Annotated in this window: 20 protein-coding genes and 2 pseudogenes; 6 read left to right on the top strand and 16 right to left on the bottom strand. The window is 73.9% G+C overall.

Annotation, left to right across the window (positions count from 1 at the left end; translation table 11 throughout):
- Nucleotides 1-6: 6 nt before the first annotated feature.
- Nucleotides 7-711, bottom strand: coding sequence for an acyltransferase (locus CXR04_RS33470; RefSeq protein ID WP_101425938.1), 705 nt, complete (start codon nucleotides 709-711; stop codon nucleotides 7-9).
- Between the two features lie 119 nt (nucleotides 712-830).
- Here CXR04_RS33470 and CXR04_RS33465 point away from each other — a divergent pair, with 119 nt between their 5' ends.
- Nucleotides 831-1367: a gamma carbonic anhydrase family protein gene (locus tag CXR04_RS33465; RefSeq protein WP_101425937.1), complete on the top strand. Its 537-nt coding sequence runs from the start codon at nucleotides 831-833 to the stop codon at nucleotides 1365-1367.
- Between the two features lie 92 nt (nucleotides 1368-1459).
- Here CXR04_RS33465 and CXR04_RS33460 read toward each other — a convergent pair whose 3' ends face one another.
- Nucleotides 1460-1912, bottom strand: coding sequence for a DUF4442 domain-containing protein (locus tag CXR04_RS33460; RefSeq protein ID WP_101425936.1), 453 nt, complete (start codon nucleotides 1910-1912; stop codon nucleotides 1460-1462).
- A 63-nt stretch (nucleotides 1913-1975) separates the two neighbouring features.
- Between CXR04_RS33460 and CXR04_RS33455 the strand changes: the two genes are divergently transcribed.
- Nucleotides 1976-2932, top strand: coding sequence for a hypothetical protein (locus CXR04_RS33455; RefSeq protein ID WP_101426737.1), 957 nt, complete (start codon nucleotides 1976-1978; stop codon nucleotides 2930-2932).
- A gap of 51 nt (nucleotides 2933-2983) precedes the next feature.
- Entirely contained in the window at nucleotides 2984-4429 is a 1446-nt protein-coding gene (locus CXR04_RS33450) for an MFS transporter (RefSeq protein WP_101425935.1), read from the top strand.
- Here the strand turns inward: CXR04_RS33450 and CXR04_RS33445 are convergent.
- The 3 genes from CXR04_RS33445 to CXR04_RS33435 form a co-directional block, all read right to left on the bottom strand.
- The gene (locus tag CXR04_RS33445; RefSeq protein WP_101426736.1) at nucleotides 4360-5223 is read right to left on the bottom strand and encodes a spermidine synthase; all 864 of its coding nucleotides are present in this window, start codon (nucleotides 5221-5223) and stop codon (nucleotides 4360-4362) included. The two genes, CXR04_RS33450 and CXR04_RS33445, sit on opposite strands and share 70 nt — an antisense overlap.
- Before the next feature lie 100 nt (nucleotides 5224-5323).
- Complete coding sequence (gene tuf / locus CXR04_RS33440; RefSeq protein ID WP_101425934.1) at nucleotides 5324-6493, bottom strand: elongation factor Tu; 1170 nt, start codon at nucleotides 6491-6493, stop codon at nucleotides 5324-5326.
- Nucleotides 6494-6786: 293 nt separating this feature from the next.
- Nucleotides 6787-7557: a DNA alkylation repair protein gene (locus CXR04_RS33435; RefSeq protein ID WP_101425933.1), complete on the bottom strand. Its 771-nt coding sequence runs from the start codon at nucleotides 7555-7557 to the stop codon at nucleotides 6787-6789.
- A 74-nt stretch (nucleotides 7558-7631) separates the two neighbouring features.
- Between CXR04_RS33435 and CXR04_RS33430 the strand changes: the two genes are divergently transcribed.
- On the top strand, nucleotides 7632-8447 hold the full coding sequence (locus tag CXR04_RS33430; protein WP_101425932.1) for a TVP38/TMEM64 family protein: 816 nt from the start codon (nucleotides 7632-7634) through the stop codon (nucleotides 8445-8447).
- A 48-nt stretch (nucleotides 8448-8495) separates the two neighbouring features.
- Nucleotides 8496-9365 carry an undecaprenyl-diphosphate phosphatase gene (locus tag CXR04_RS33425; RefSeq protein ID WP_101425931.1) on the top strand — a complete coding sequence of 290 codons (870 nt, stop codon included), beginning with the start codon at nucleotides 8496-8498 and terminating at the stop codon, nucleotides 9363-9365.
- 30 nt (nucleotides 9366-9395) lie between these two features.
- Here the strand turns inward: CXR04_RS33425 and CXR04_RS33420 are convergent, their stop codons facing one another.
- The 3 genes from CXR04_RS33420 to CXR04_RS33410 all read right to left on the bottom strand — a co-directional run bounded on the left by CXR04_RS33420 (nucleotide 9396) and on the right by CXR04_RS33410 (nucleotide 12835).
- Nucleotides 9396-10529 (bottom strand): CapA family protein, encoded by a 1134-nt coding sequence (locus CXR04_RS33420; protein WP_101425930.1) that lies wholly within the window; start codon nucleotides 10527-10529, stop codon nucleotides 9396-9398.
- 106 nt (nucleotides 10530-10635) lie between these two features.
- Entirely contained in the window at nucleotides 10636-11538 is a 903-nt protein-coding gene (locus CXR04_RS33415; protein WP_101426735.1) for a Gfo/Idh/MocA family protein, read from the bottom strand.
- A 79-nt stretch (nucleotides 11539-11617) separates the two neighbouring features.
- The gene (locus tag CXR04_RS33410) at nucleotides 11618-12835 is read right to left on the bottom strand and encodes an FAD-dependent monooxygenase (protein ID WP_101425929.1); all 1218 of its coding nucleotides are present in this window, start codon (nucleotides 12833-12835) and stop codon (nucleotides 11618-11620) included.
- Between the two features lie 99 nt (nucleotides 12836-12934).
- Here CXR04_RS33410 and CXR04_RS33405 point away from each other — a divergent pair, with 99 nt between their 5' ends.
- Nucleotides 12935-13576, top strand: coding sequence for a TetR/AcrR family transcriptional regulator (locus CXR04_RS33405; protein ID WP_101425928.1), 642 nt, complete (start codon nucleotides 12935-12937; stop codon nucleotides 13574-13576).
- Between the two features lie 662 nt (nucleotides 13577-14238).
- Here CXR04_RS33405 and CXR04_RS33395 read toward each other — a convergent pair.
- From CXR04_RS33395 to CXR04_RS33360, 8 genes and pseudogenes are all read right to left on the bottom strand, one after another.
- Nucleotides 14239-14919: a uracil-DNA glycosylase gene (locus tag CXR04_RS33395; protein ID WP_101425926.1), complete on the bottom strand. Its 681-nt coding sequence runs from the start codon at nucleotides 14917-14919 to the stop codon at nucleotides 14239-14241.
- A gap of 94 nt (nucleotides 14920-15013) precedes the next feature.
- Nucleotides 15014-16594 (bottom strand): ABC transporter substrate-binding protein, encoded by a 1581-nt coding sequence (locus CXR04_RS33390; RefSeq protein WP_199850583.1) that lies wholly within the window; start codon nucleotides 16592-16594, stop codon nucleotides 15014-15016.
- 128 nt (nucleotides 16595-16722) lie between these two features.
- A complete protein-coding gene (locus CXR04_RS33385; protein WP_101425925.1) occupies nucleotides 16723-17505 on the bottom strand; it encodes an SDR family oxidoreductase in 783 nt (260 codons plus the stop codon).
- 17 nt (nucleotides 17506-17522) lie between these two features.
- The gene (gene fabG / locus CXR04_RS33380) at nucleotides 17523-18281 is read right to left on the bottom strand and encodes a 3-oxoacyl-ACP reductase FabG (RefSeq protein ID WP_101425924.1); all 759 of its coding nucleotides are present in this window, start codon (nucleotides 18279-18281) and stop codon (nucleotides 17523-17525) included.
- 167 nt (nucleotides 18282-18448) lie between these two features.
- On the bottom strand, nucleotides 18449-18841 hold the full coding sequence (locus tag CXR04_RS33375) for a DUF3037 domain-containing protein (protein ID WP_101425923.1): 393 nt from the start codon (nucleotides 18839-18841) through the stop codon (nucleotides 18449-18451).
- Nucleotides 18838-19662 carry a HipA family kinase gene (locus tag CXR04_RS33370; protein WP_199850690.1) on the bottom strand — a complete coding sequence of 275 codons (825 nt, stop codon included), beginning with the start codon at nucleotides 19660-19662 and terminating at the stop codon, nucleotides 18838-18840. The genes CXR04_RS33375 and CXR04_RS33370 overlap by 4 nt, the downstream gene beginning before the upstream one ends.
- A 78-nt stretch (nucleotides 19663-19740) precedes the next feature.
- Nucleotides 19741-19956 (bottom strand): annotated as a pseudogene (locus tag CXR04_RS36735) (site-specific integrase); the annotation flags it as partial.
- A 12-nt stretch (nucleotides 19957-19968) separates the two neighbouring features.
- Nucleotides 19969-20554, bottom strand: a pseudogene (locus tag CXR04_RS33360) (transposase family protein).
- Nucleotides 20555-20597 lie beyond the last annotated feature (43 nt).

Below are 20597 nucleotides of genomic sequence, written 5' to 3'. Positions count from 1 at the left end.
TCGCGGTCATGTCGCGGTCTCCAGTGTGCCCGGTGGCGCCGGGCGCAGCGGCGGGTGCCAGCCGGACTCCGGGTTCCAGCGGCGTACGATCCGGGCGGGCGCACCGGCGACGACCGCGTGGTCCGGCACCTCGCCGCGCACCACGGAGCCGGCGGCGACGACCACGTTGCGGCCGAGCCGGGCGCCGGGCAGGATCAGCGCGCCCGCGCCCAGCCAACTGCCTGCGCCGATCTCCACCGGCGCGGAGCGCGGCCACTGCTTGCCGACCGGCTCGTGCGGGTCGTCGTAGCTGTGGTTGGTCGAGGTGACGTACACGTACGGGCCGCAGAAGACGTCGTCGCCGATGGTGACGGGCAGGTCGGCGATCACGTGGCTGCCCCGGCCCAGCACCACGCCGTCGCCGAGCCGCACGGCGGTGTCCGGGCCGAGCGGGGCACCGGGCGCGAGGCCGACGGTGAGCGTCACCTGCTCGCCGATGATGCAGTGCGCGCCCAGCTCGATCCGCCGCTCGCCGAAGATCGTGCCCTGCGGGAAGGCGAGGACCGTGCCGGCACCGAGCCGCCGGAAGCGGTACGGGCCGGGACGCGCCGCACTCACCGCTCCGGTGCTCCGCACCCACCGCCAGCCGCGGTGCACGGCGCGCGAGAGCAGCCTGCTCGTCACGGAGTTGCGCTGCGGGTTCGGCACCCGGTCACCGTACCCCTCCCGGATCTCGCCTACGCTCTGAGCGAGCGCGGCCGCGGCCCCGGACGGCGACGGGCCGCCGGCGGCTCACCAGGACGTACGACGGCGGGCGGCGCGGGCCGCCGCGAGCACCGGGAGCGGACGACATGTCAGGACGGCCGGAGCCGCTGATCGCGGCGGTGGGCGGGCGGGAGCCCGCGGTGGACCCGAAGGCGTACGTGGCCGCGACCGCGGTGGTGGTCGGGGACGTGACGCTCGGCGCGGAGGCCAGCGTCTGGTACAACGCCGTGCTGCGCGGCGACTGCGAGTCGATCTCCCTGGGCGCGGGCAGCAACGTGCAGGACAACTGCACGGTCCACGCCGACCCGGGCTTCCCCGTCGTCATCGGCGAGCGCGTGACCGTCGGCCACAACGCGGTGGTACACGGCTGCACCGTCGGCGACGACGTCCTCGTCGGCATGGGGGCGACGCTGCTCAACGGGGCCGTGATCGGCGCCGGTTCGCTGGTGGCCGCGCAGGCGCTGGTGCCGCAGGGCATGGAGGTGCCGCCGGGCTCCCTGGTCGCCGGGGTGCCGGCGAAGGTGAGGCGGCCGCTGACCGGCGAGGAGCGCGAGCACATCCGCCTCAACGGCGCGGGCTACGTGGCCCTGACGCAGGTGCACCGCGAGTCCCTGGGCGGCTGAGCCGCGGGCTCCGGGGGCGCGGGTGCCCGTACGGACCGGGCCGCCGGCGGGTACGGCACCCGCGGCGGCGGCCCGGCCCGCGACCGCAGGTCTCAGTCGTTGGGGCGCAGCGTCCACAGCACCGTCATCCGGCCGCTGACGGCGCCGTCCCCGCGGACGATGTCGACCTCGACCGGGAACTCCGGCCGCTTTCCGGCGTCGAGTTCGGCCAGGACCTCGGCAACCGGCCGGCCAAGCCGCGCCTTGGCGGTGACGTCGCCCCTGGCGACCTTCAGGAAGTCGATCTCCGCCCGCACCGGCAGCGGCACGGCCCGCTCCATCTGGTCGCCGAACGCGGCGAGCACGACGGCGCCCGTCGCCGACTCGGCGAGGGTGAACATCGCGCCGGCGTGCGGGCCGCCGACGTGGTTGCGGTACTCGGGCTGGTCGGGGAGGCGAAGGGTGGCGGCCTCCGGGGTGATCTCGTCGTAGATCAGGCCGAGCGTGCGGACCATGGGAACCGATGCCTGAAGGAGCTCGCCCAGCGGCGGCATGGTGTCTGACATGCGGCCACGTTACCAACGGGTAATAAGTGTGGCCACTCCCCGTCGCCAGCTATGTTGTTCCGCATGTGGCCAGGACAGCAGCCCGGGGGCGAGCAGCACCAGCAGCAGCCGAACCCGTATCAGCAACAGCCCGCCCCGCACGGCCCGCAGGGCTACGACGGACAGCAGCAACACCAGCAGCAGGAGCAGTGGGGCCAGAGCGCGCCGCCCGGTGCGCCGGTACCCGGCAAGAGCGGGACGAGCCCCCGTGTGGCCGTCGCCATAATCGGCGCCGTCGCCCTGATCGCCGCGGCGGCCGTGACGGGCGTCGTGCTCCTCAACGAGGACGACGGCGGCGGTGGCAAGGCGAGCCCCGCGGGCGGGGGCGGTTCGCCCTCCGCCTCGTCCTCGCCGTCGCCGTCGCCGTCGGAGAAGCCCGTACTGCAGGACGACCCCGACAACCCGCGCGGCGTCGCCGACGACCAGAAGATCGAACCGGTCGTCTCCGGCTGGAAGGCCGTCTACAACGCCAAGCGCCACAACGTCTACGACGTGCCGCCGGAGTGGGAGGTGCAGTCCCCGACCATGACCATCGGCTTCGAGGACGACTCCGGCCCGCTGGTGTCGATGACAGGGGCCGCGCTCTACAAGGACGGCATCTGCAAGTACGCCAGCCGCGCGGGCGCCGGCACCAAGGGCGGCATCGGCGCGAAGAACACCAAGGAGGCCGTCGAGAACGAGGCCGGCGCCTGGGCCGAGGCCGCCTTCAACACCAGCAAGAAGGCGACCGTCGAGCAGACCGAGCCGGTGGCGTTCTCCAGCAAGCACGGGCTGAAGGGCCACATGGCCACCGCGACGGTCACCGGCGTGCCGCGCGAGACCAAGTGCTCGGCCGACGGCAAGGTCGTCGCCTTCACCTACACCGACGTCAAGGGCGAGTTCGCCACCTGGGTCCTCTACACCGACACCGGCGTGGACGACGAGGTGCCCGAGGACACCATCGCCAAGATCATGGACAGCCTGCGCCCGCTGGAGGGCTGAGCACGGAGAATCCCGGTTGCGGCGGGCCGGTGGACCCGGCATAGTCCGCGGGTGACCCAACCGTCCGCGGCCGACGCCGATTCCCCGCCCGATCCCGTACGGGACCCCGCAGCCGCCTCCGGGCCCGCACCCGGCCGCCACTGGGCGGGGCGCAACTACACGCTGCTGTCCCTCGCCGCGGTCATCACCAACCTCGGCGCCTTCGGCGCGCTGATCGCCTCGGCGTTCGCCGTCCTCGAAGCCGGCGGCTCCGCCACCGACGTCGGCCTGGTCGCCGCGGCGCGGACCACGGCGCTCATCGTCTTCGTGCTCGTCGGCGGCGCGGTCGCCGACCGGATCCCGCGACACCGGGTGATGGTCGTCGCGAACGCCGTCAACTGCACCTCGCAGGGCCTCTTCGCGGCGCTGGTGATCACCGACCAGGCGCACGTGTGGCAGATGGTGCTGCTGTCCGCGGTCGGCGGTACGGGGCACGCGTTCTTCGCGCCCGCCGCCGAGGGCATGGTGCTCTCGTCGGTCACCGGCGAGCAGGCGGGCCGCGCCTTCGCACTGTTCCGGGTCGGCATCAACGGCGCCGGTATCGGGGGGGCCGCGCTCGGCGGCGCCATGGTCGCGGCGGTGGGGCCAGGGTGGGTGCTGGCCGTGGACGCGGCGGCGTTCGCCGTCGCCGCGGCGCTGCGGGCGTTCCTCGACGTCAGCGGCATCCCCGAGCGGCAGCCCGGCAGCGGCATCCTCACCGATCTGAAGGTCGGCTGGCGGGAGGTGACGGGGCGGCCCTGGCTGTGGTCGATCGTGCTGCAGTTCGCGGTCGTGAACGCCGTGGTGGGCGCGGCGGAGGCGGTGTACGGGCCGCTGGTCGCGCGCGAGCACCTGGGCGGCGCGGGGCCGTGGGGCCTGGCGATGGGCGCTTTCGCCGCGGGGACGCTCGCGGGGGCGCTGGTGATGACCCGCTGGAAGCCGCAGCGGGTGCTGTTCGCCGGGGCGTTGTGCGTCTTCCCGCTCGCGCTGCCGCCCGCGGCCCTGGCGGTGCCGCTGCCGGTGGCGGGGCTCGTGGGGGTGATGTTCGTCTCCGGCCTGTGCGTCGAGGTCTTCGCGGTGGCGTGGATGATGGCGCTGCACCAGGAGATACCCGAGGACAAGCTGTCGCGGGTCTCGTCGTACGACTGGCTGGGCTCGATCGCGCTGATCCCGGTGGCCACCGCGCTCGCCGGGCCGATGCAGAACCTGGTGGGCCGGTCGGCGGCGCTGTGGGGCTGCGCGGCATTGGTCGTTGCGCTGACCGCGGCGGTGCTGTGCGTGCCGGACGTACGGCAGTTGCGGCGGCGTACGGAGCCCGCGGCGGCCGGATCCGCGGGCACGGACCGCGGGGACGGTTCGGATGCCGGGGACGGTACGGACGGCGCCGCGGACGCGGAGCAGCCGGCGGATCAGCCGATCGTGAAGGCGCCGTCCGGCGGCTCGGGCGACGGCACGGCGTCGGCGTCCCCGACCGGCTGAGCGCCCGCCATCAGCCGCCGCAGCGCCGGCCCGTACTCGACGCGGGCGGGGAACGGGTCGGCCGCGGTACGCCGGGCCAGCTCCGCGAGCGGCAGCCCCCGGCCGGCTTCCGCGCCGTGCTTCGCCGCCACCACCAGGATGTTGCCGAAGCGGCGGCCGCGGAGCACCGACGGCTCGGCGATCAGGCACAGCTCGGGGAAGACGGCCGCGGCGGTGGCCAGTTGGGAGCCGAGGAAGCGGAACGGCACGCTGTCGGCGAGGTTCGCGACGTACAGCCCGTCCGGGCGCAGCGCGCGGGCGGCGGCGCCGACGAACTCCAGCGAGGCGACGTGCGCCGGCACCCGCGCGCCGCCGTAGACGTCGGCGATGACCAGGTCGCAGCTCGCCGCCGGGCGCCGCTCCAGCGCGGCGCGGGCGTCGAGGGCCCGTACGGCGACGCCGCAGTCCTGCGGCAGCGGCAGGTGCTCGGCGACCAGGGCGATCACCCCGCGGTCGGACTCGGCGACCTCCTGCCGGGAGCCGGGCCGGGTCGCCGCCACGTACCGGGGCAGGGTCAGCGCGCCGCCGCCGAGGTGCACGGCGTCCAGCGGGCGGCCGGGCGGGAAGCCGAGGTCCACCACGTGCGCAAGGCGGCGCGCGTACTCGAACTCCAGGTGCGTGGGGTCGTCGAGGTCGACGTACGACTGCGGGGCGCCCTCGACCGTGAGCAGGTACGCGCGCGGGCGGTCGACGTCCGGCAGCAGCCTCGCGGTGCCGCCGTCCACGGCGGCGACGACGGGGACGGGCTCCTCCACACCGGCCATTGTGGCGGAGGAGGCCCGCCTTCCGTACCCGGATGCGCCGATGCGCGGGTACGGAAGGCGGGCGGCGGACCGGGCCCGGCGTGCGCCGGGGTCAGTCCACCCCGGTGACGGTGCCCGCGCCGACGGTGCGCCCGCCCTCGCGGATCGCGAAGCCGAGCCCCACTTCAAGCGGCACCTCGCGGCCCAGCTCGACCGCCATCGCGACGGTGTCGCCGGGCCTGGCGACGGCCGTCACGCCGAGGTCGACGTCGCCGACGACGTCCGCGGTCCTGATGTAGAACTGCGGCCGGTAGCCGGTCGAGACGGCCGTACGCCGGCCGCCCTCGGCCGCGGACAGCACGTACACCTCGGCCGTGAACCGCCGCCGCGGCACGACGCTGCCCGGCGCGGCGACGACGTGCCCGCGGCGCACCGCGTCGCGCGCGACGCCGCGCAGCAGCAGCGCGACGTTGTCGCCGGCCTGCGCGGAGTCCATCGGCTTGCCGAAGGTCTCCAGACCGGTGACGACCGTCTCCACCTCGGCGCCGAGGATCTGCACCCGGTCCCCGACGCGCACCGTGCCGCGCTCGACGGCGCCGGTGACGACCGTGCCGCGGCCGGTGATGGTGAGCACGTTCTCCACCGGCAGCAGGAACGGCGCGTCCAAGTGCCGCTCGGGCATGGGCACGTAGGTGTCCACCGCGTCGAGCAGGTCCGCGATCGCCTGGGTCCACGCCGGGTCGCCCGCGAGCGCGCGCAGCCCGGAGACGCGGACCACCGGCACCTCCTCGCCCGGGTAGCCGTGCTTGGTCAGCAGCTCGCGGACCTCCAGCTCGACGAGGTCGGTCAGCTCCGGGTCGCCGGCGTCGGCCTTGTTGAGCGCGACGACCACGTGCCGTACGCCCACCTGGCGGGCGAGCAGCACGTGCTCCGCGGTCTGCGGCATGACGCCGTCGACCGCGGAGATCACCAGGATCGCGCCGTCGAGCTGGGCCGCGCCCGTGACCATGTTCTTCACGTAGTCGGCGTGGCCCGGCATGTCGACGTGCGCGTAGTGGCGGGTCGCCGTCTCGTACTCGACGTGCGCGATGTTGATGGTGATGCCGCGCACGGACTCCTCCGGCGCCCGGTCGATGCGCTCGAACGGGACGAAGGTGCCGGTGCCGCGGTCGCTGAGCACCTTGGTGATCGCGGCCGTCAGCGTGGTCTTGCCGTGGTCGACGTGCCCCATCGTGCCGATGTTGACGTGCGGCTTCGTCCGCACGTACGCCTGCTTGGGCATGATTCTTCCTCGCGGATCGCAGTGGCTGCGCGGACCCCGGGGCCCGGCCGGCCCTCCCCCGCTGGGGTCCGCTGGAGCGATCACGGGAAGGGGCGGATTCGGGCGCCGTCGGCTGCGGCTGCCGGCACTGCCGCGAGTGCGGCCGGCACAGCCTTCGGCGCGTCCGCTGCCGCGGACGTGTGCGCGAGGAAGGCGTACCGGAACATGCCCACCATGATCGGGTACGGGTCCCCCGCACGTCGACCGGTTTTTCCGGCCGCAGGGCCGGGGAACGGCGGACGGGTGCGGCGGGGTCAGAAGTGCTTGAGCGCCTCGCGTACGGACAGCGGGGACAGCTCGGCGCGGTGGGCGTCGACGAACGCGCGGACGGCCCGCGGGTCGGTCTTCGCGTACTCGCGCAGGCACCAGCCGACGGCCTTGCGGACGAAGAAGTCGCGGTGGCCGGCGCGGCGCAGGCAGTAGCCGAAGAGCCGGCCGGTGTCGGTGGCGTCCTTGAAGCGCAGTTGGTGCAGCAGGGCGGTACGGGCGACCCACAGGTCGTCGTCCTCGATCCACTCGTCCATGGCGCCGGCCAGCGCGGGATCCGCGGCGACGAGACCGCCGACGACGTGCGCGGCGAGCGCGTCGACGGTGTCCCACCAGGAGGTCGTGACGACGAGGTGGCGCACGGCCGGCAGAGAGCCGGAGGAGCAGCGGCGCACGTGGCGGCGGAGGTAGTCGACGGCGAAGTAGTGGTACTCGCGCTCCGGCAGCCGCCAGCAGCCGAGCGCGATCGCCACGCAGTCCGCCTCGGCGGGCCGCGCCGTGCCGGCGAGGACGGCGCGGGACAGCTCGCGGCGGCGGGGCGCGGGGATGCCGAGGAACGGGGCGACGCCTCGCAGGTACGCCGCCGAGCGCGCGGCGCGCTCGGGGTCGGCGGCCGCGGGATAGGCGGCGGTGAGGCGGTCGAGGACGGTGTCGGCGAGGGGACTGGCGGGGGCCACCGGGACGCCTGCGCCCACCGCGGCTCCCGGGGCTGCCGAGGCGTCCGGGGCAGCGGCGGCGCCGGGGTGCTGCTGGGCCATGACGCCCACGATAGCGACCGGAGTTGAGGGGGACGTCACGGTGCGGTGACTGCCCCGTCGGTTAGGCTCCCACCGTGCCCGAAACCGCCGAGGCGCCCGTCGCCGGCCGCGCCGTCCGCTGCGGCCGGGCTCTGCTGTCCCCGCGCTCCCGGCTCGCCCTGCTCCTGGTGCTGCTCGCCGGCGCGGCGGTCGTGGTGATCGTGTGGCGGCCGCACCGGCTGCTGGCCGACGGCCTGCCGCCGCAGTTCACCGGCCTGTCCGCGGTGCTCCTCTTCGCCGTCGCGTACGGGCTGTGCACCGCGGCTCTCGTACCGCGGCCGCTGCTCAACCTCGCCTCCGGCACGCTCTTCGGCGCCCAGGCGGGCCTGGCCGGGTCGGTGTCGGGCACGGTGCTGGGCGCGGGCGTCGCGTTCGGGATAGGCCGGCTGCTCGGCCAGGATGCGCTGCGTCCGCTGCTGCGCGGGCGGCTGCTGACGGCGGCTGACCGGCAGCTCAGCCGGCACAGCTTCCGCTCCATGCTGGTGCTGCGCACCTTCCCCGGCGTGCCGTTCGCGGGCGTGAACTACGCCGCCGCGGTCTCCCGGATGAACTGGACGCCGTTCCTCGTGGCCACCGCCGTGGGCTGCGTGCCGAACACCGCCGCGTACGTGATCGCCGGCAGCCGGGCCTCCGACCCGCTCTCCCCCGTCTTCCTCGGGGCCCTCGGCTTCATCGTCGCCAGCATGGCCGGGGGCGCCGCGGTCGCCATGCGCCGCCGCCGGCGCTCGGCCTGCCGGACCGCCCCGGGCGGAGTGATCTCTTCCGCCACGCCCGCGGAAGAGCCCGCCGCCGGCCCCGCGAGCATGGCCGCAGCCGACCCTGGGGCCACGCGCCTCATGTCGGGGCCTTAACATCTCCTCCAACCCGTCGGCCGAACTCAAGGACATGTGCAGCCCCGTATGAGCTGGATCGAAGCAGTCATCCTCGGACTCGTCCAGGGGCTGACGGAATTCCTGCCGATCTCCTCCAGCGCCCACCTCCGGCTCACGGCGGCCTTCGCCGGCTGGGAGGACCCGGGCGCGGCCTTCACCGCGATCACCCAGATCGGCACCGAGACCGCCGTGCTGATCTACTTCCGCAAGGACATCGCACGGATCGTCTCCGCCTGGTTCCGCTCGCTGACCGACAAGGCGATGCGCTCCGACCACGACGCCAAGATGGGCTGGCTGGTCATCGTCGGCTCGATCCCCATCGGGGTGCTGGGGCTGACGTTCCAGGAGTCGATCGAGGGTCCGTTCCGCGATCTGCGGCTGATCGCCACCACGCTCATCGTGATGGGCCTGCTCCTCGGCTTCGCCGACTGGCGCGCCTCCACCGGCGGCGGGAGGCACCGCGCGGCGGTGCAGCGCAAGGAGCTGAAGGACCTCAACACCCGCGACGGCCTGCTCTTCGGCTTCGCCCAGGCGCTGGCGCTGGTGCCGGGCGTCTCCCGGTCGGGCGCGACGATCACCGGCGGCCTGCTCCTGAACTACAACCGCGAGGCCGCGGCCAGGTACTCGTTCCTGCTGGCCATCCCCGCGGTGCTCGCCTCCGGGCTCTTCGAGCTGAGGAAGGTCCCCGGGGCGACGCACATGAACTGGGGCGCGACCGTGGCCGCAACCGTTATCGCATTCCTTGTCGGATATGCCGTAATTGCATGGTTTATGAAATTCATTACAACGCGGAGTTTTGCACCCTTTGTCATCTATCGCGTGCTGCTGGGCATCCTGATCTTCGCCCTGGTCGCGGCCGGCGTCCTGGAGCCGGACGCCGGCGACACGGCCCACTGACCCGCGCGGGCCGCCGGCCGTCCCGCGGCGTCAGAACGACGCTTCCCTCAGGCCGTCCTCCGCCGCGCCGCGGCTGAGGACGGCGGCCCGTACCCGCGCGTGCACGTCCGGGTACGTCTCGGGCGTCGCGGGCACCACGCGGAACGGCGGCCCCGTCTCCGAGTGCTGGGCCAGGAACTCCGCGCGGGTCACCTGCCAGCCGTCGCGGGCGGGGGTGAAGGTGAAGCGGGCCGCGGAGCCCTCGTTGCCGCGGTACATCGACGGGATGAAGCTGGCGACCTGGTCGCCGAGGCCGTAGACGACCCAGGTGCCGTTGACCTTCTCGTACGGCTGCGGCACGTGGTTGTGGGTGCCGACGATCAGATCGATGTCCTTGCGGCCGCCGCTGCGCGAGCGCGTCAGCCGGTCGGCGAGCCGCCGCTGGGCGATGTCCGGCTCCTGCTGCCACTCGGTGCCCCAGTGCACGCTGACGACGACCACGTCGGCCCCGGCGCTGCGGGCGGCCCGGGCGTCGGCGACGACCTGGCGGGGATCGAGCATCGCGAGGGACCAGGGCGCGTCGGCGGGGACGCCGGCGTTGCTGCCGTAGGTGTACGAGAGGTGGGCGACCCGGGCGCCGCCCGCGGACATCAGGGCGGGGCGGCCGGACTCGGCGCGGGTGCGGGCGGTGCCGGCGTAGTGCAGGCCGGCTCCGTCGAGGGCGTCCAGGGTGCGGCGTACGCCGTCGGCGCCGGAGTCGAGCGCGTGGTTGGAGGCGGTGGAGCAGCCGTCGTAGCCGACGTCGCGCAGGGCGGTGGCGAGTCCCGGCGGGGACTGGAAGGACGGGTAGCCGGTGAACGGGCCCTCGCGCGGCCCGAGCGGGGTCTCCAGATGGCACAGCGCGAGGTCCGCCGCGGCGACGGTGGGCGCGACGGCGGCGAACATGGGGCGGAAGTCGTAGTCCTCTCCCCCGGCGTCCGTGGCCGCCTGCGTCATGATCGAGGGGTACGGGATGACGTCGCCTGTCGCCAGCAGGGTGAACGGGCGGGCGCCGGGCCCGGGTCCGGCCGCGGCGGGCGCGGCGGAGGGGTCGGCGGGCGCGCAGCCCGCGGCGATCAGGGCCGCGGCGGCGAATGCGGTGGCGGTGCCTGCGGCTGCGGTGAGCCGGATACGGCGCCGGGGCATGGGCGCCCCCTTCGTACGGTCGGAGCACGAACGGGGAGCAGCTTGCCCCTTTTTGTATGATTAACTGCTTATCAGTCCGGCTTTGTCCGGCATGCGGGTGGCGAAATCAACCCGCCCGGCCCACCTCGCGGACGATCCGCTCGCACAGCTCGTGGGTGGCGAGCGCGTCCCGCGCGCTCAGGAGCTCCCCCGCCCGTACCGCGTCGAGGAACGCGAGCACGACCTGCTCGATGCCGCGCTGCCGGGCCACCGGCACCCAGTCGCCGCGCCGCCGCACGCTGGGCTGGCCCTTGTGGTCCACCACCTCGGAGAGGTTGCGCACCTCGCGCTTGGTGTCCTGCCCCGACACCTCCAGGAGCTCCTCGGCGGAGCCCGACAGCCTGTTCATCGCGCCGATGGCGGTGAAGCCGTCGCCGGACAACTGCAGGACGACGTGGTGCAGGAGCCCGTCGCGGACGCGGGCGCGCACGTCGGCCTGCTCGACGGGGCCGGGGGCGAGGAAGCGCAGTGTGTCGACGACGTGGATGAAGTCGTCGAAGACCATCGTGCGGGGGTCCTCGGGCAGCCCGACGCGGTGCTTCTGCAGGATGATCAGCTCGCGCGGGTGCTCCAGGCACTGCGCGTAGCCGGGGGCATAGCGGCGGTTGAAGCCGGTCATCAGCGAGACACGACGCTCCTCCGCGAGCCGTATGAGACGGTCGGCGCCCGCGAGGTCGTACGCCAGCGGTTTGTCGACGTAGACGGGGACGCCCGCCTCCAGCAGCGCGGTGGCCAGTTCGACGTGCGCTTCGGTGGGGGCGTGCACGAACGCGGCGTCGAGGCCGGCGGCGAGCAGCGAGCCGAGGCCGCGGTGGCGGTGCGCGTGCGGGATGCGGTGGGTGTCGCCGACGCGGTCGAGGGTGGCAGGGGTGCGGGTGTGCAGGTGCGGCTCGACGCCGGGCAGCGACGCGAGCACCGGCAGGTACGCCTTCCGCGCAATGTCGCCGAGCCCGATCACACCGGCCTTCAGGGGCGTGGCTCCCGTGGTCATGTCCGCTCCCGTCCCCAGCCGTCGGCCCGCGGACCGCCGCGGCGCAGGAGGACCTGCGTCAGGGCGCCGCCTGTGCGGGGGAAGCATACGGGCCGCCCTGGCCGGCACCGCCGCCGGGCGGCTGCCAGTCCGCGATGCCGTCGAGACCGCGCAGCACGACGCGGGGGCCGAGCAGTCCCACGCCGCGGATGAGGGCGTTGCGGGTGCGTACGGCGAGCGGTCCCGTCAGGTTGATCAGCCGGCCGGCGCGGGCGGAGCGCAGCGCCACGGCGCGGGTGCGCGGGACGCGGTCGCGGGTGTAGCGCTCCAGGGCCTCCGGTACGGCCGCGGGGTCGGCGGCGGCGTGGTGGGCGAGGACGACGCCGTCCTCGACGGCCTGGTTGCCGCCCTGACCGAGGTTCGGGGTCATGGCGTGGGCGGCGTCGCCGAGGAGCGCGACGCGGCCGCGGTGGAAGGCGGGCAGCGGCTCGGCCAGCCAGCGCACGTCGTGGTGGAGCACCTGACCGGGCTCGGCGGCGGCGAGGACGGCGGGCACCGGGTCGTGCCAGCCGGAGAAGCGGCGGCGGAGTTCGGCCAGTTCGCCGTCCGGGGCGCGGCGGCCCGCGGGTGCGAGGGCGGCGGCGTACGCGTACACGCGGCCGTCGGCGAGCGGCTGCGAGCCCCACAGCTCCCCGCGGCCCCAGGTCTCGTGCGGCGCGAACGCGACGGGCCCCGCGGGCAGGACCAGCCGCCAGGTGGTGCAGCCCGCGTACGCCGGGCCGGGGTGGTCGGGGAAGAGCACGCGGCGGGCGGGCGAGCCGATGCCGTCCGCGGCAACGACGAGTTCGGCCTCCAGCACGCCGTCCGGCACCGCGACGCGCGCGGGCTTGCCGGGGCCGCCCGGGTCCTCGACCTCGGCGGCGGCTCCGGTGCGGATGGCGCCGGCCGGCAGCCGGGCGGTGAGCAGCGCGGCGAGGTCCGCGCGGTGCACGAGGGCGATGCCGCCGCCGAACCGCTCGGCCACGGCCGCCGCGTCGGTACGGGAGAGCCAGCGGCCTTCGGGCGTGCGCAGCCCGCCGCTCCCCTCCCAGGCGGCGAGGTCGCGCACGGCGTCGCCGACGCCGATGGCGTCGAGGGCGCGCTGGGCGTTGGCGGCGAGGGAGATGGCGGCGCCGACGGGCTCGATCGAGGCGGCCTTCTCCAGGACGGTGACGGACCAGCCGCGGCGGTGCAGCGCGGCGGCGGCCGTGAGCCCGCCGGGTCCTGAGCCGATGACGAGGGCGCGCGGCTGCTTCAAGGGAGCCTCCTGGAACTACACCTGTAGTTACGCGGCCGAGGGTAGCACGCGCGCGACTACGGATGTAGTGACAGCCGACACGGGAGATAGGTTGGGGCCGTGCCCGACCCGAACGCCCCTGCCCCTCCCGCCGGTCCGCCCGCGTCCGCCGCGTCTTCCGCCTCGGCCCTGTCCCGGCAGGAAGTCCTCGCCGACGCCGCCATCGCGCTGCTCGCCGAGCGCGGCATGCGGGGCCTGACCCACCGCGCCGTGGACGAGGCCGCGGGTCTGCCGCAGGGCTCCACGTCCAACCGCGCCCGCACCCGGGCCGCCCTCCTCGAACTCACCGTCCAGCGCCTCGCGGAGCGCGAGGGCGGGGTGCTGCGCGTCGGCGAGCTGCCCCCGCCGGCCGCCGACCCGGGGCCGCTCGCCGACGCGCTGGCGGGACTGCTGCACCGCTTCCTCACCCGGCACCGCACCCTGCTCGTGGCCCGCTACGAGGTCGCTTTGGAGGCCACCCGGCGCCCCGAACTCCGGGCGATCTACGACCGCGCGGGCACCACGTTCGCCGACGCCGCGCACGCGCTGCTCGCGGCCTGGGGCTCCGCCGACCCCGAACGGCACGCGCAGGAACTGATCGCCTGGACCGACGGCATGATGTTCCTGCACACGGCGGGCCGGGTGAACGGGTCGCGCACGCCGACCAGGGCGCGGCTGCGCGCCGGGTACGAGGACCTGCTGCGCGGCATGCTCGGCGGCTGACCGCCGGGCGGAGGCGGCAACTCCGCGGGGCGGGTGTCACCCTTGCGGGGAGTACCGGGGCGGCGCCGGGCGCAGCAGTGTGGCCGGGTGCGCTCCACTCCCGCGGCCGGCGCCCTGCTGACCGGCCTCACGACGCTCGCCGCCGTCGCCGACTGCGTCGCCGTCTCCCCCGACCCCGGCACCGGCACCCGGCAAAGCCCGGGCCCCGGGTGGCCAACCACGACCGCGCCGGAACCCGCCGCGTCGCCGCTGCCGGGGCGCGAGGAGTTGGCGACGATCGGCCCGGTGCCACGCCCGCGGCGCACTTCCGCCTCCCCCGCACCGGCACCGTCCACGGGCACGGGCACGGGCACAGGCACAGGCACGGCGCGGCCCGAGGTATCCGCTCCGGACGGCCCCCCTCCGGCGCCGGAGGCACCGGCCCCCCGTACGGCGCGGGACGGCCCGGTCCGTACGGCACAGCCGGCCCCGCCGCCACCGCCATCGGCCGCTTCCGGCGGGGGCGTCGATCTGTGCGCCCTCGCCGGGGACTACGGCCGGTGGGCCCCCGGCAGCCGGGAGGACGCGGCCTGCACGGAGTACTTCGAACGCTAGGCGCCGCGCCCCGGCCCGTACCCGCGACGCCCGGACCGTACCCCCGCGGACGAGTCCCCGGCCTGGCCTCAGTCCCCGGCCGCGGCCAGGTCCGGGATCCGCCAGTCGATCGGCGCGTGTCCGTGCGCCGCCACCGCCTCGTCGATCTGCGAGAACGGGCGCGAGCCGAAGAACTTCTTCGCCGACAGCGGCGACGGGTGCGCCCCCTGGACCACCACGTGCCTGGCGGTGTCGATGAGCGGCAGCTTCTTGCGCGCGTACGCCCCCCACAGCACGAACACCGCCGGATCGGGCCGCTCCGCCACGGCGCGGATCACCGCGTCGGTGAACTCCTCCCAGCCCTGGCCCTTGTGCGAGTTCGCCTCGCTCTCGCGCACCGTCAGCACCGCGTTCAGCAGGAGCACTCCCTGCTCGGCCCACGGCATCAGATAGCCGTTGTCCGGGACCGGGTGGCCGAGGTCGTCGCGCAGTTCCTTGAAGATGTTGCGCAGGGAGGGCGGGGTGCGCACCCCGGGACGCACAGAGAAGCACAGCCCGTGGCCCTGCCCCGCCCCGTGGTACGGGTCCTGGCCGAGGACGAGCACCTTCACGCTCTCGTACGGCGTGGCGTCGAGGGCGGCGAAGACCTCCTCCCGCGGCGGGTACACGGGGCCGCGGACGCGCTCCTCCTCGACGAACGACTCAAGGCGCGTGAAGTAGGGCTTTTCCAGCTCCTTGCCCAGGGCGTCCTGCCAGGACGGGGGCAGCATCGGGGACACGGGTGAGGGACCTCCGGTCGGTGCAGAAGATCGGTTCAGCGGGTCGTTGCGCAGCAGACAGTACCGCCGGGCACTGACAACTCCCCTACCAACTGGTCTTCTTGTACAGCTCCCACATCCGCATGATCGTCGAGGCGTCCAGGCTCCACTCCACCCCGGCCACGTCGTCGTCCGCCGCGATGTACTGCCGCGCCTGCCACAGCGGCAGCAGCCGGGCGTCCTCGGCGAGGATGTCCTGCGCCCGCGAGAACTGCTCGTTGACCCCGGCCCGGTCCGCCTTCCGGCGCGAGGCGGGCAGCAGGTCGTCGGTGATCTCCTCGTTCTCGTACGGCGTGCCGAGGGCGTTGCGCGCGCCGGTGAAGGGGGCGATGTAATTGTCCGGGTCGGGGAAGTCCGGGGACCAGCCGCGGCCGAAGACCGGGTATTCGCCCTTGTTGTACGCGGCGGCGAACTTCTCCCACTTGCGGCCCTTGACCGTGACCTCGAACAGCCCGCTGTCCTCCAACTGCCGCTCCAGCTCCTCGAACTCCCGCGCCGTCACCGAGCCGTACCGGTCGGTGGTGTACCAGAACGTCAGCGGCACGGGCTCGGTGACGCCCGCCGTCTGCAGCGTGACCGCCGCGGCCTCGGGGTCCGGCTCGCCGTAGCGGTCGAAGAAGGGGGTGGTGTGTCCGGTGATGCCGCGCGGGATCATCGAGTACAGCGGCTCGGCGGTGCGGCCGTAGACCTTGCGTACGAGCGCGTCGCGGTCGATCACCTGGGCGACGGCCTGCCGCACGGCGAGGCTGTCGGCGTACTCGTGCTCGGGGTTGAAGACCAGGTAGTGGATCTCCGGCATGACCACCCGGCTGAGCGCGATCGACCCCTTCTCGTCCGCCGTCTTCTCCAGCTCCGGCACCCGGTCGGGCGGCAGCCCGCGGTACGTGACGTCGATGTCGCCCTTCTTGAGCGCGTCGGTCATCGCGTCGGAGTCGTCGAAGTAGCGGATGCTGACGGAGTCGTTGCGCAGCTCCGCGTCGCCCTGGTAGCTGGAGTTGCGCTCCAGCTCGGCGACCGACCCCTTCTTGTACGACGCGAGCGTGTACGGCCCGGAGCCGACCAGGGTCCCGGGTTCTGCGAGCTTGTCCGCCGGGTACTCCTCGGGGTCGACGAGCGAGGTGGCAGGCGCGGCGAGGATGAACGGGAAGGTGGCGTCGGGGCGCTTGAGATGGAAGGTGACGGTCCGGTCGCCTTCGGTCTCGACCTTCTCCAGGCTGTCCAGCAGCCCCGCGGGGCCGGTCTCGGCGTTGATGGCGAGCACCCGGTCGAAGGAGTGCTTGACGGCCGCGGCGTCGAGCGCGTTGCCGTTGGAGAAGGTGAGGTCCTCGCGGAGCTTGCAGCGGTACGTGCGGCTGTCGGCGCCGGTGAACCCGCAGCTCTTGGCCGCGTCGGGCTGCGGCACGGTGCTGGTGCCGGCGTAGTGCATGAGCGTCTGGTAGACGTTCCGGTACAGCTCCCAACTGCCGTCCCAGGCGGCCGCGGGGTCGAGCGTGCTGGGCGCGCTCGTCGTACCGACGTCTATGTGCCGCTCGTCGTCGCCCGACGCCGACAGCGTGCCGCAGCCGGCCAGCATCGAGACAGGTATCAGCACCGCGGCGACCCGCCGCGGGCCCGACCGGAAGAACACGTGCCAGTCCCCCTCCTTGCACCTGTTCGATGGGGTGCGCAGACCCTACCCCACGGCCGGTGGATCACGGATCCCCCGGGACGGCGCTGTGACCCGGGGGAACGCGTGGGGCGTGTGTGACTGCTGGTTCAGCTCCAGCCGGCGTTGAGGAAGATCCCGCCCTCGATGGCGAGCGTCTGCCCGGTGATCCAGCTGGCCTCGTCGGAGAGGAGGAACGCGGCGGCGCCGCCGATGTCCTCGGGCACCCCGAGGCGGCCCAGCGGGTAGCCCGCGGCGGCCTCCTCCTCGCGGCCCTCGTACAGCGCGACCGCGAACTTCGTCTTCACCACGCCGGGCGCGATGGCGTTGACCCGGACGGCGGGCGCGAACTCGTGCGCGAGCTGCAGGGTCATGTTGATCATCGCGGCCTTGCTCATGCCGTACGCGCCGACGAACGGCGACGCCGAGAGCCCGGCGACGGAGGAGACGTTGACGATCGCGCCGCCGTGCTCGCGCTGCCACGCCTTGTACGTCTGCTGGGCGAAGCCCAGGGCGGACAGCACGTTCGTCTCGTAGACCTTGCGCACCGCGTTCAGGTCGACGTCCGCGATGGGGCCGAACACGGGGTTGGTGCCGGCGTTGTTGACCAGGTAGTCCACCCGGCCGAACGCCTCCATGGTGCGCGCCACCGCCTCGGCCTGGTGCTCCTCGTCGTGGGCCTTGCCGGGTACGCCGATGGCCCGGTCGGCGCCGAGCCGCACCACGGCCTCCTGCAGCGCCTCCTCGCCGCGGCCGGTCACGCACACCCGGTGGCCGCGGGCGACCAGGGCTTCCGCGATGCCGTAGCCGATGCCGCGGCTGGCCCCGGTGACCAGGGCGACCCGCCCGCTGCCGGCGCCCTGCGGCGCGCCGGCGCTCTCCTGCTGCGTCATGTTCTCGTCCCCCGGCCTCAGTCGAGCGGCCCGCCGGCCACGTACAGCACCTGGCCGGAGACGAAGCCGGCGTCATCGCCCGTGAAGAAGGCGATGGCGCCCGCGATGTCGTCGGGCTGGCCGACGCGCTGGACGGGGATCTGGGAGGCGGCCGCGGCCTGGAAGTCGGCGAAGTCCATGCCGACCCGCGCGGCGGTCTGCGCAGTCATCTCGGTGGCGATGAAGCCGGGCGCGACGGCGTTCGCGGTGACGCCGAACTTGCCCAGCTCCTTGGCGAGGGTCTTGGTGAAGCCCTGCAGCCCGGCCTTGGCGGCGGAGTAGTTGACCTGGCCGCGGTTGCCGAGGGCGGAGCTGCTGGAGAGGTTGACGATGCGGCCGAAGCCGGCGTCGACCATGTGCTTCTGGCAGGCCCGGGACATCAGGAAGGCGCCGCGCAGGTGCACGTTCATGACCGTGTCCCAGTCGTCCTCGGCCATCTTGAACAGGAGGTTGTCGCGGGTCACGCCGGCGTTGTTGACGAGGATGACGGGCGGGCCGAGCTCGGCGGCGGCGCGGGCGACGCCGGTCTCGACGGCGGCCGCGTCGGAGACGTCGCAGCCGACGGCCAGCGCGGTGCCGCCTGCGTCGGTGATCTTCCCAACGGTCTCCGCGCAGGCGCCCTCGTCGAGGTCGAGCACGGCGACGGCGCGCCCCTCGCGGGCCAGGCGGACGGCGGTGGCCGCACCGATGCCGCGCGCGGCGCCGGTGACGATCGCGACCCTTCCGGTGGTGGACATGCTGGTGTTCTCCTCGCGCTGGCTGGGGCCGGGGTGCCGTCCGACGATCGGTGAGCAACCGCTTAGTAGGTACGGCTCACGTGACGCTAGAAGTCCGGCCCCGCCGTGTCAACGGGGCGCCGCGGCGGGGTGTCCGTACGCGGGTGCGCCCCGGCCCGTACGCCATGTCACACGGGTACGCGCACCAGCAGCCCCAGCAGCCGCTCCACCTCCGCCTCCGGGTCCTCGGTCAGCCCGGAGTGCACCGGCCCCGGCTGCACCACCGTGCTGCGCGGGGCGACGAGCCAGCGGAAGCGCCGGCCGGCGTCGTCCCCGGCCGCCTGCCCGGCCCGCGCGCCGCCGCAGCCCACCTCTTCCACCGCACGCAGCGCGGCCCGTACGCCCGCGATGTCCACCTCGGGGTCGAGGGCCAGCAGCCGGCGCTCGTCGAGGTAGGTGCGGGCGCACAGGTAGGAGTGGGCCCGGCAGTACACCAGCACCCCGGCGTTGATCTGCTCACCGCGTTCGACCCGCGGCACGACGCGGAGCAGCGCGTACTCGAAGACCTCGCGCCCGCTCATCGCTCCCCCTTCCGCGGCGCCTTGCCCGTCAGCCACTCCGGCGCCTTCGACGGCCCGTCCGCGCTGCGCTCGCCGACGGCGATCCGCTCCCCCACCCGCGGCGCGCGGGCGGCCAGCGTCTCGACGTACGCGGCCCGTACCTCCGCGGGCGACCCGAACCCCGGCTCGTCCGCCAGCCACTCGTCCGGCACCTCGGCCACCGTCTCGGCCAGCAGCTCGGCGGTCACCCGCGGCGCCAGCTCCGCCGCCGCGGCGGCGACGTCAGGACCGAAGGGGGCGAGCGCGTGGTCGGAGGCGTCGTACGGCTTGTCGGCGGCGGAGGCGGCGGCGGGCCAGTTGTGGTGCCAGATCAGGGTGGCGCCGTGGTCGATGAGCCACAGGTCGCCGTGCCAGACGAGCATGTTGGGGTTGCGCCACGACCGGTCGACGTTGCCGACGAGCGCGTCGAACCACACCACCCGGCCGGCTTCCGCGGCGTCCACCCGGAAGGCCAGCGGATCGAAGCCGAGCGACCCGGGAAGGAAGTCCATCCCGAGGTTGAGCCCGCCACTGGCCTTGAGCAGCGCCTGCACCTCTTCGTCCGGCTCGGAACGCCCGATGACCGGATCGAGCTGCATCCCGACCAGATCCGGCACCCGCAGCCCGAGCCGCCGCGCCAACTCCCCACTGATCACCTCGGCGACGAGCGCCTTGCGGCCCTGCCCGGCGCCGGTGAACTTCATGACATACGTACCGAGGTCGTCGGCCTCGACGACACCGGGGAGCGACCCACCCTCACGCAGCGGTGTGACATAGCGGGTCGCGGTGACTTCTCGCAGCATCATCCCAGGCCATCCAACGTTTCCACCTTGCAATCGCCGGAGGGAGCGGTGAAGGTAAGACGAGGAGATCGGCACCGATCAGCCCTGGGGAGAATCTGGGGAGTTTCGGCTGCCATCCTGACCCTCCCGCCTCCCCAGCAACCCGTCGATGGCGGTGCGCCCTTTGCTTCCGGCCTCCGGCATGAAGTGAGCATAGTAACTGAGTGTGATGGCCGGAGAGGAATGCCCGAGCCATCGCGCCTGCGTCACCACGGACTCCCCCGCCTCCAGCATGACCGAGGCATAGGTGTGCCGCCGTGAGTCTCTTCAGCGTTGCAACTCCAGGGTGAGAACGGCCTTGGCGATTGACGTCATGCGGTGGGGCTGCATCGGGATCTGCGGAGATCCGCCATGACTCCAGGCGGGACACGATCCGAATGATTCGGTGGGTGCGGGCGGCGGTCAGGTCGTGGGTGGGGCCCGGCAGTGCGGGTGAGAGCCACAGCGGCCGGCCACCGGAATCAGTGGCAACCTGCACGTCCACGCCGTGGCGCCGGTGCTTGTGGGAGTAGTCGGCCCGGCCGTCGCCGACCCGATCGCACTCGGCGAGGGTCCCGTCCAGGAGGACGAAGTCAGGATCATGGTCGCGTAGCGTCTTCAGCAAGCCCGGTGCACGTGCGGCGAGAAGGTCGACGACCGCGCTGGTGCGGGCGTGGGCGGTGGACTCGCTGACACCGAACCCGGCAGCGATCTTCGCCGGAGTGGTGTGCACGCACAGGTACACCAGCGCCACCATCGCGCGGTGAGACGGACGGAGCTTGCAGCGCCGGTCGCCCTCACGGGTGACAAGCAGCATGGAGACCCACTCCACGAGCGCATGCGGCAGGCCGAGTGCGGCAGGATGGATGACCAACGAGGCCCGCGAACTATGGGCACGGGTGCTGTGCAGCCCGTAG

This window comes from Streptomyces sp. CMB-StM0423, from assembly GCF_002847285.1.
Lineage (GTDB): Bacteria > Actinomycetota > Actinomycetes > Streptomycetales > Streptomycetaceae > Streptomyces.
Note: the sequence above shows the minus strand (reverse complement) of the source record. Positions and strands in the feature narration are given on the sequence as shown.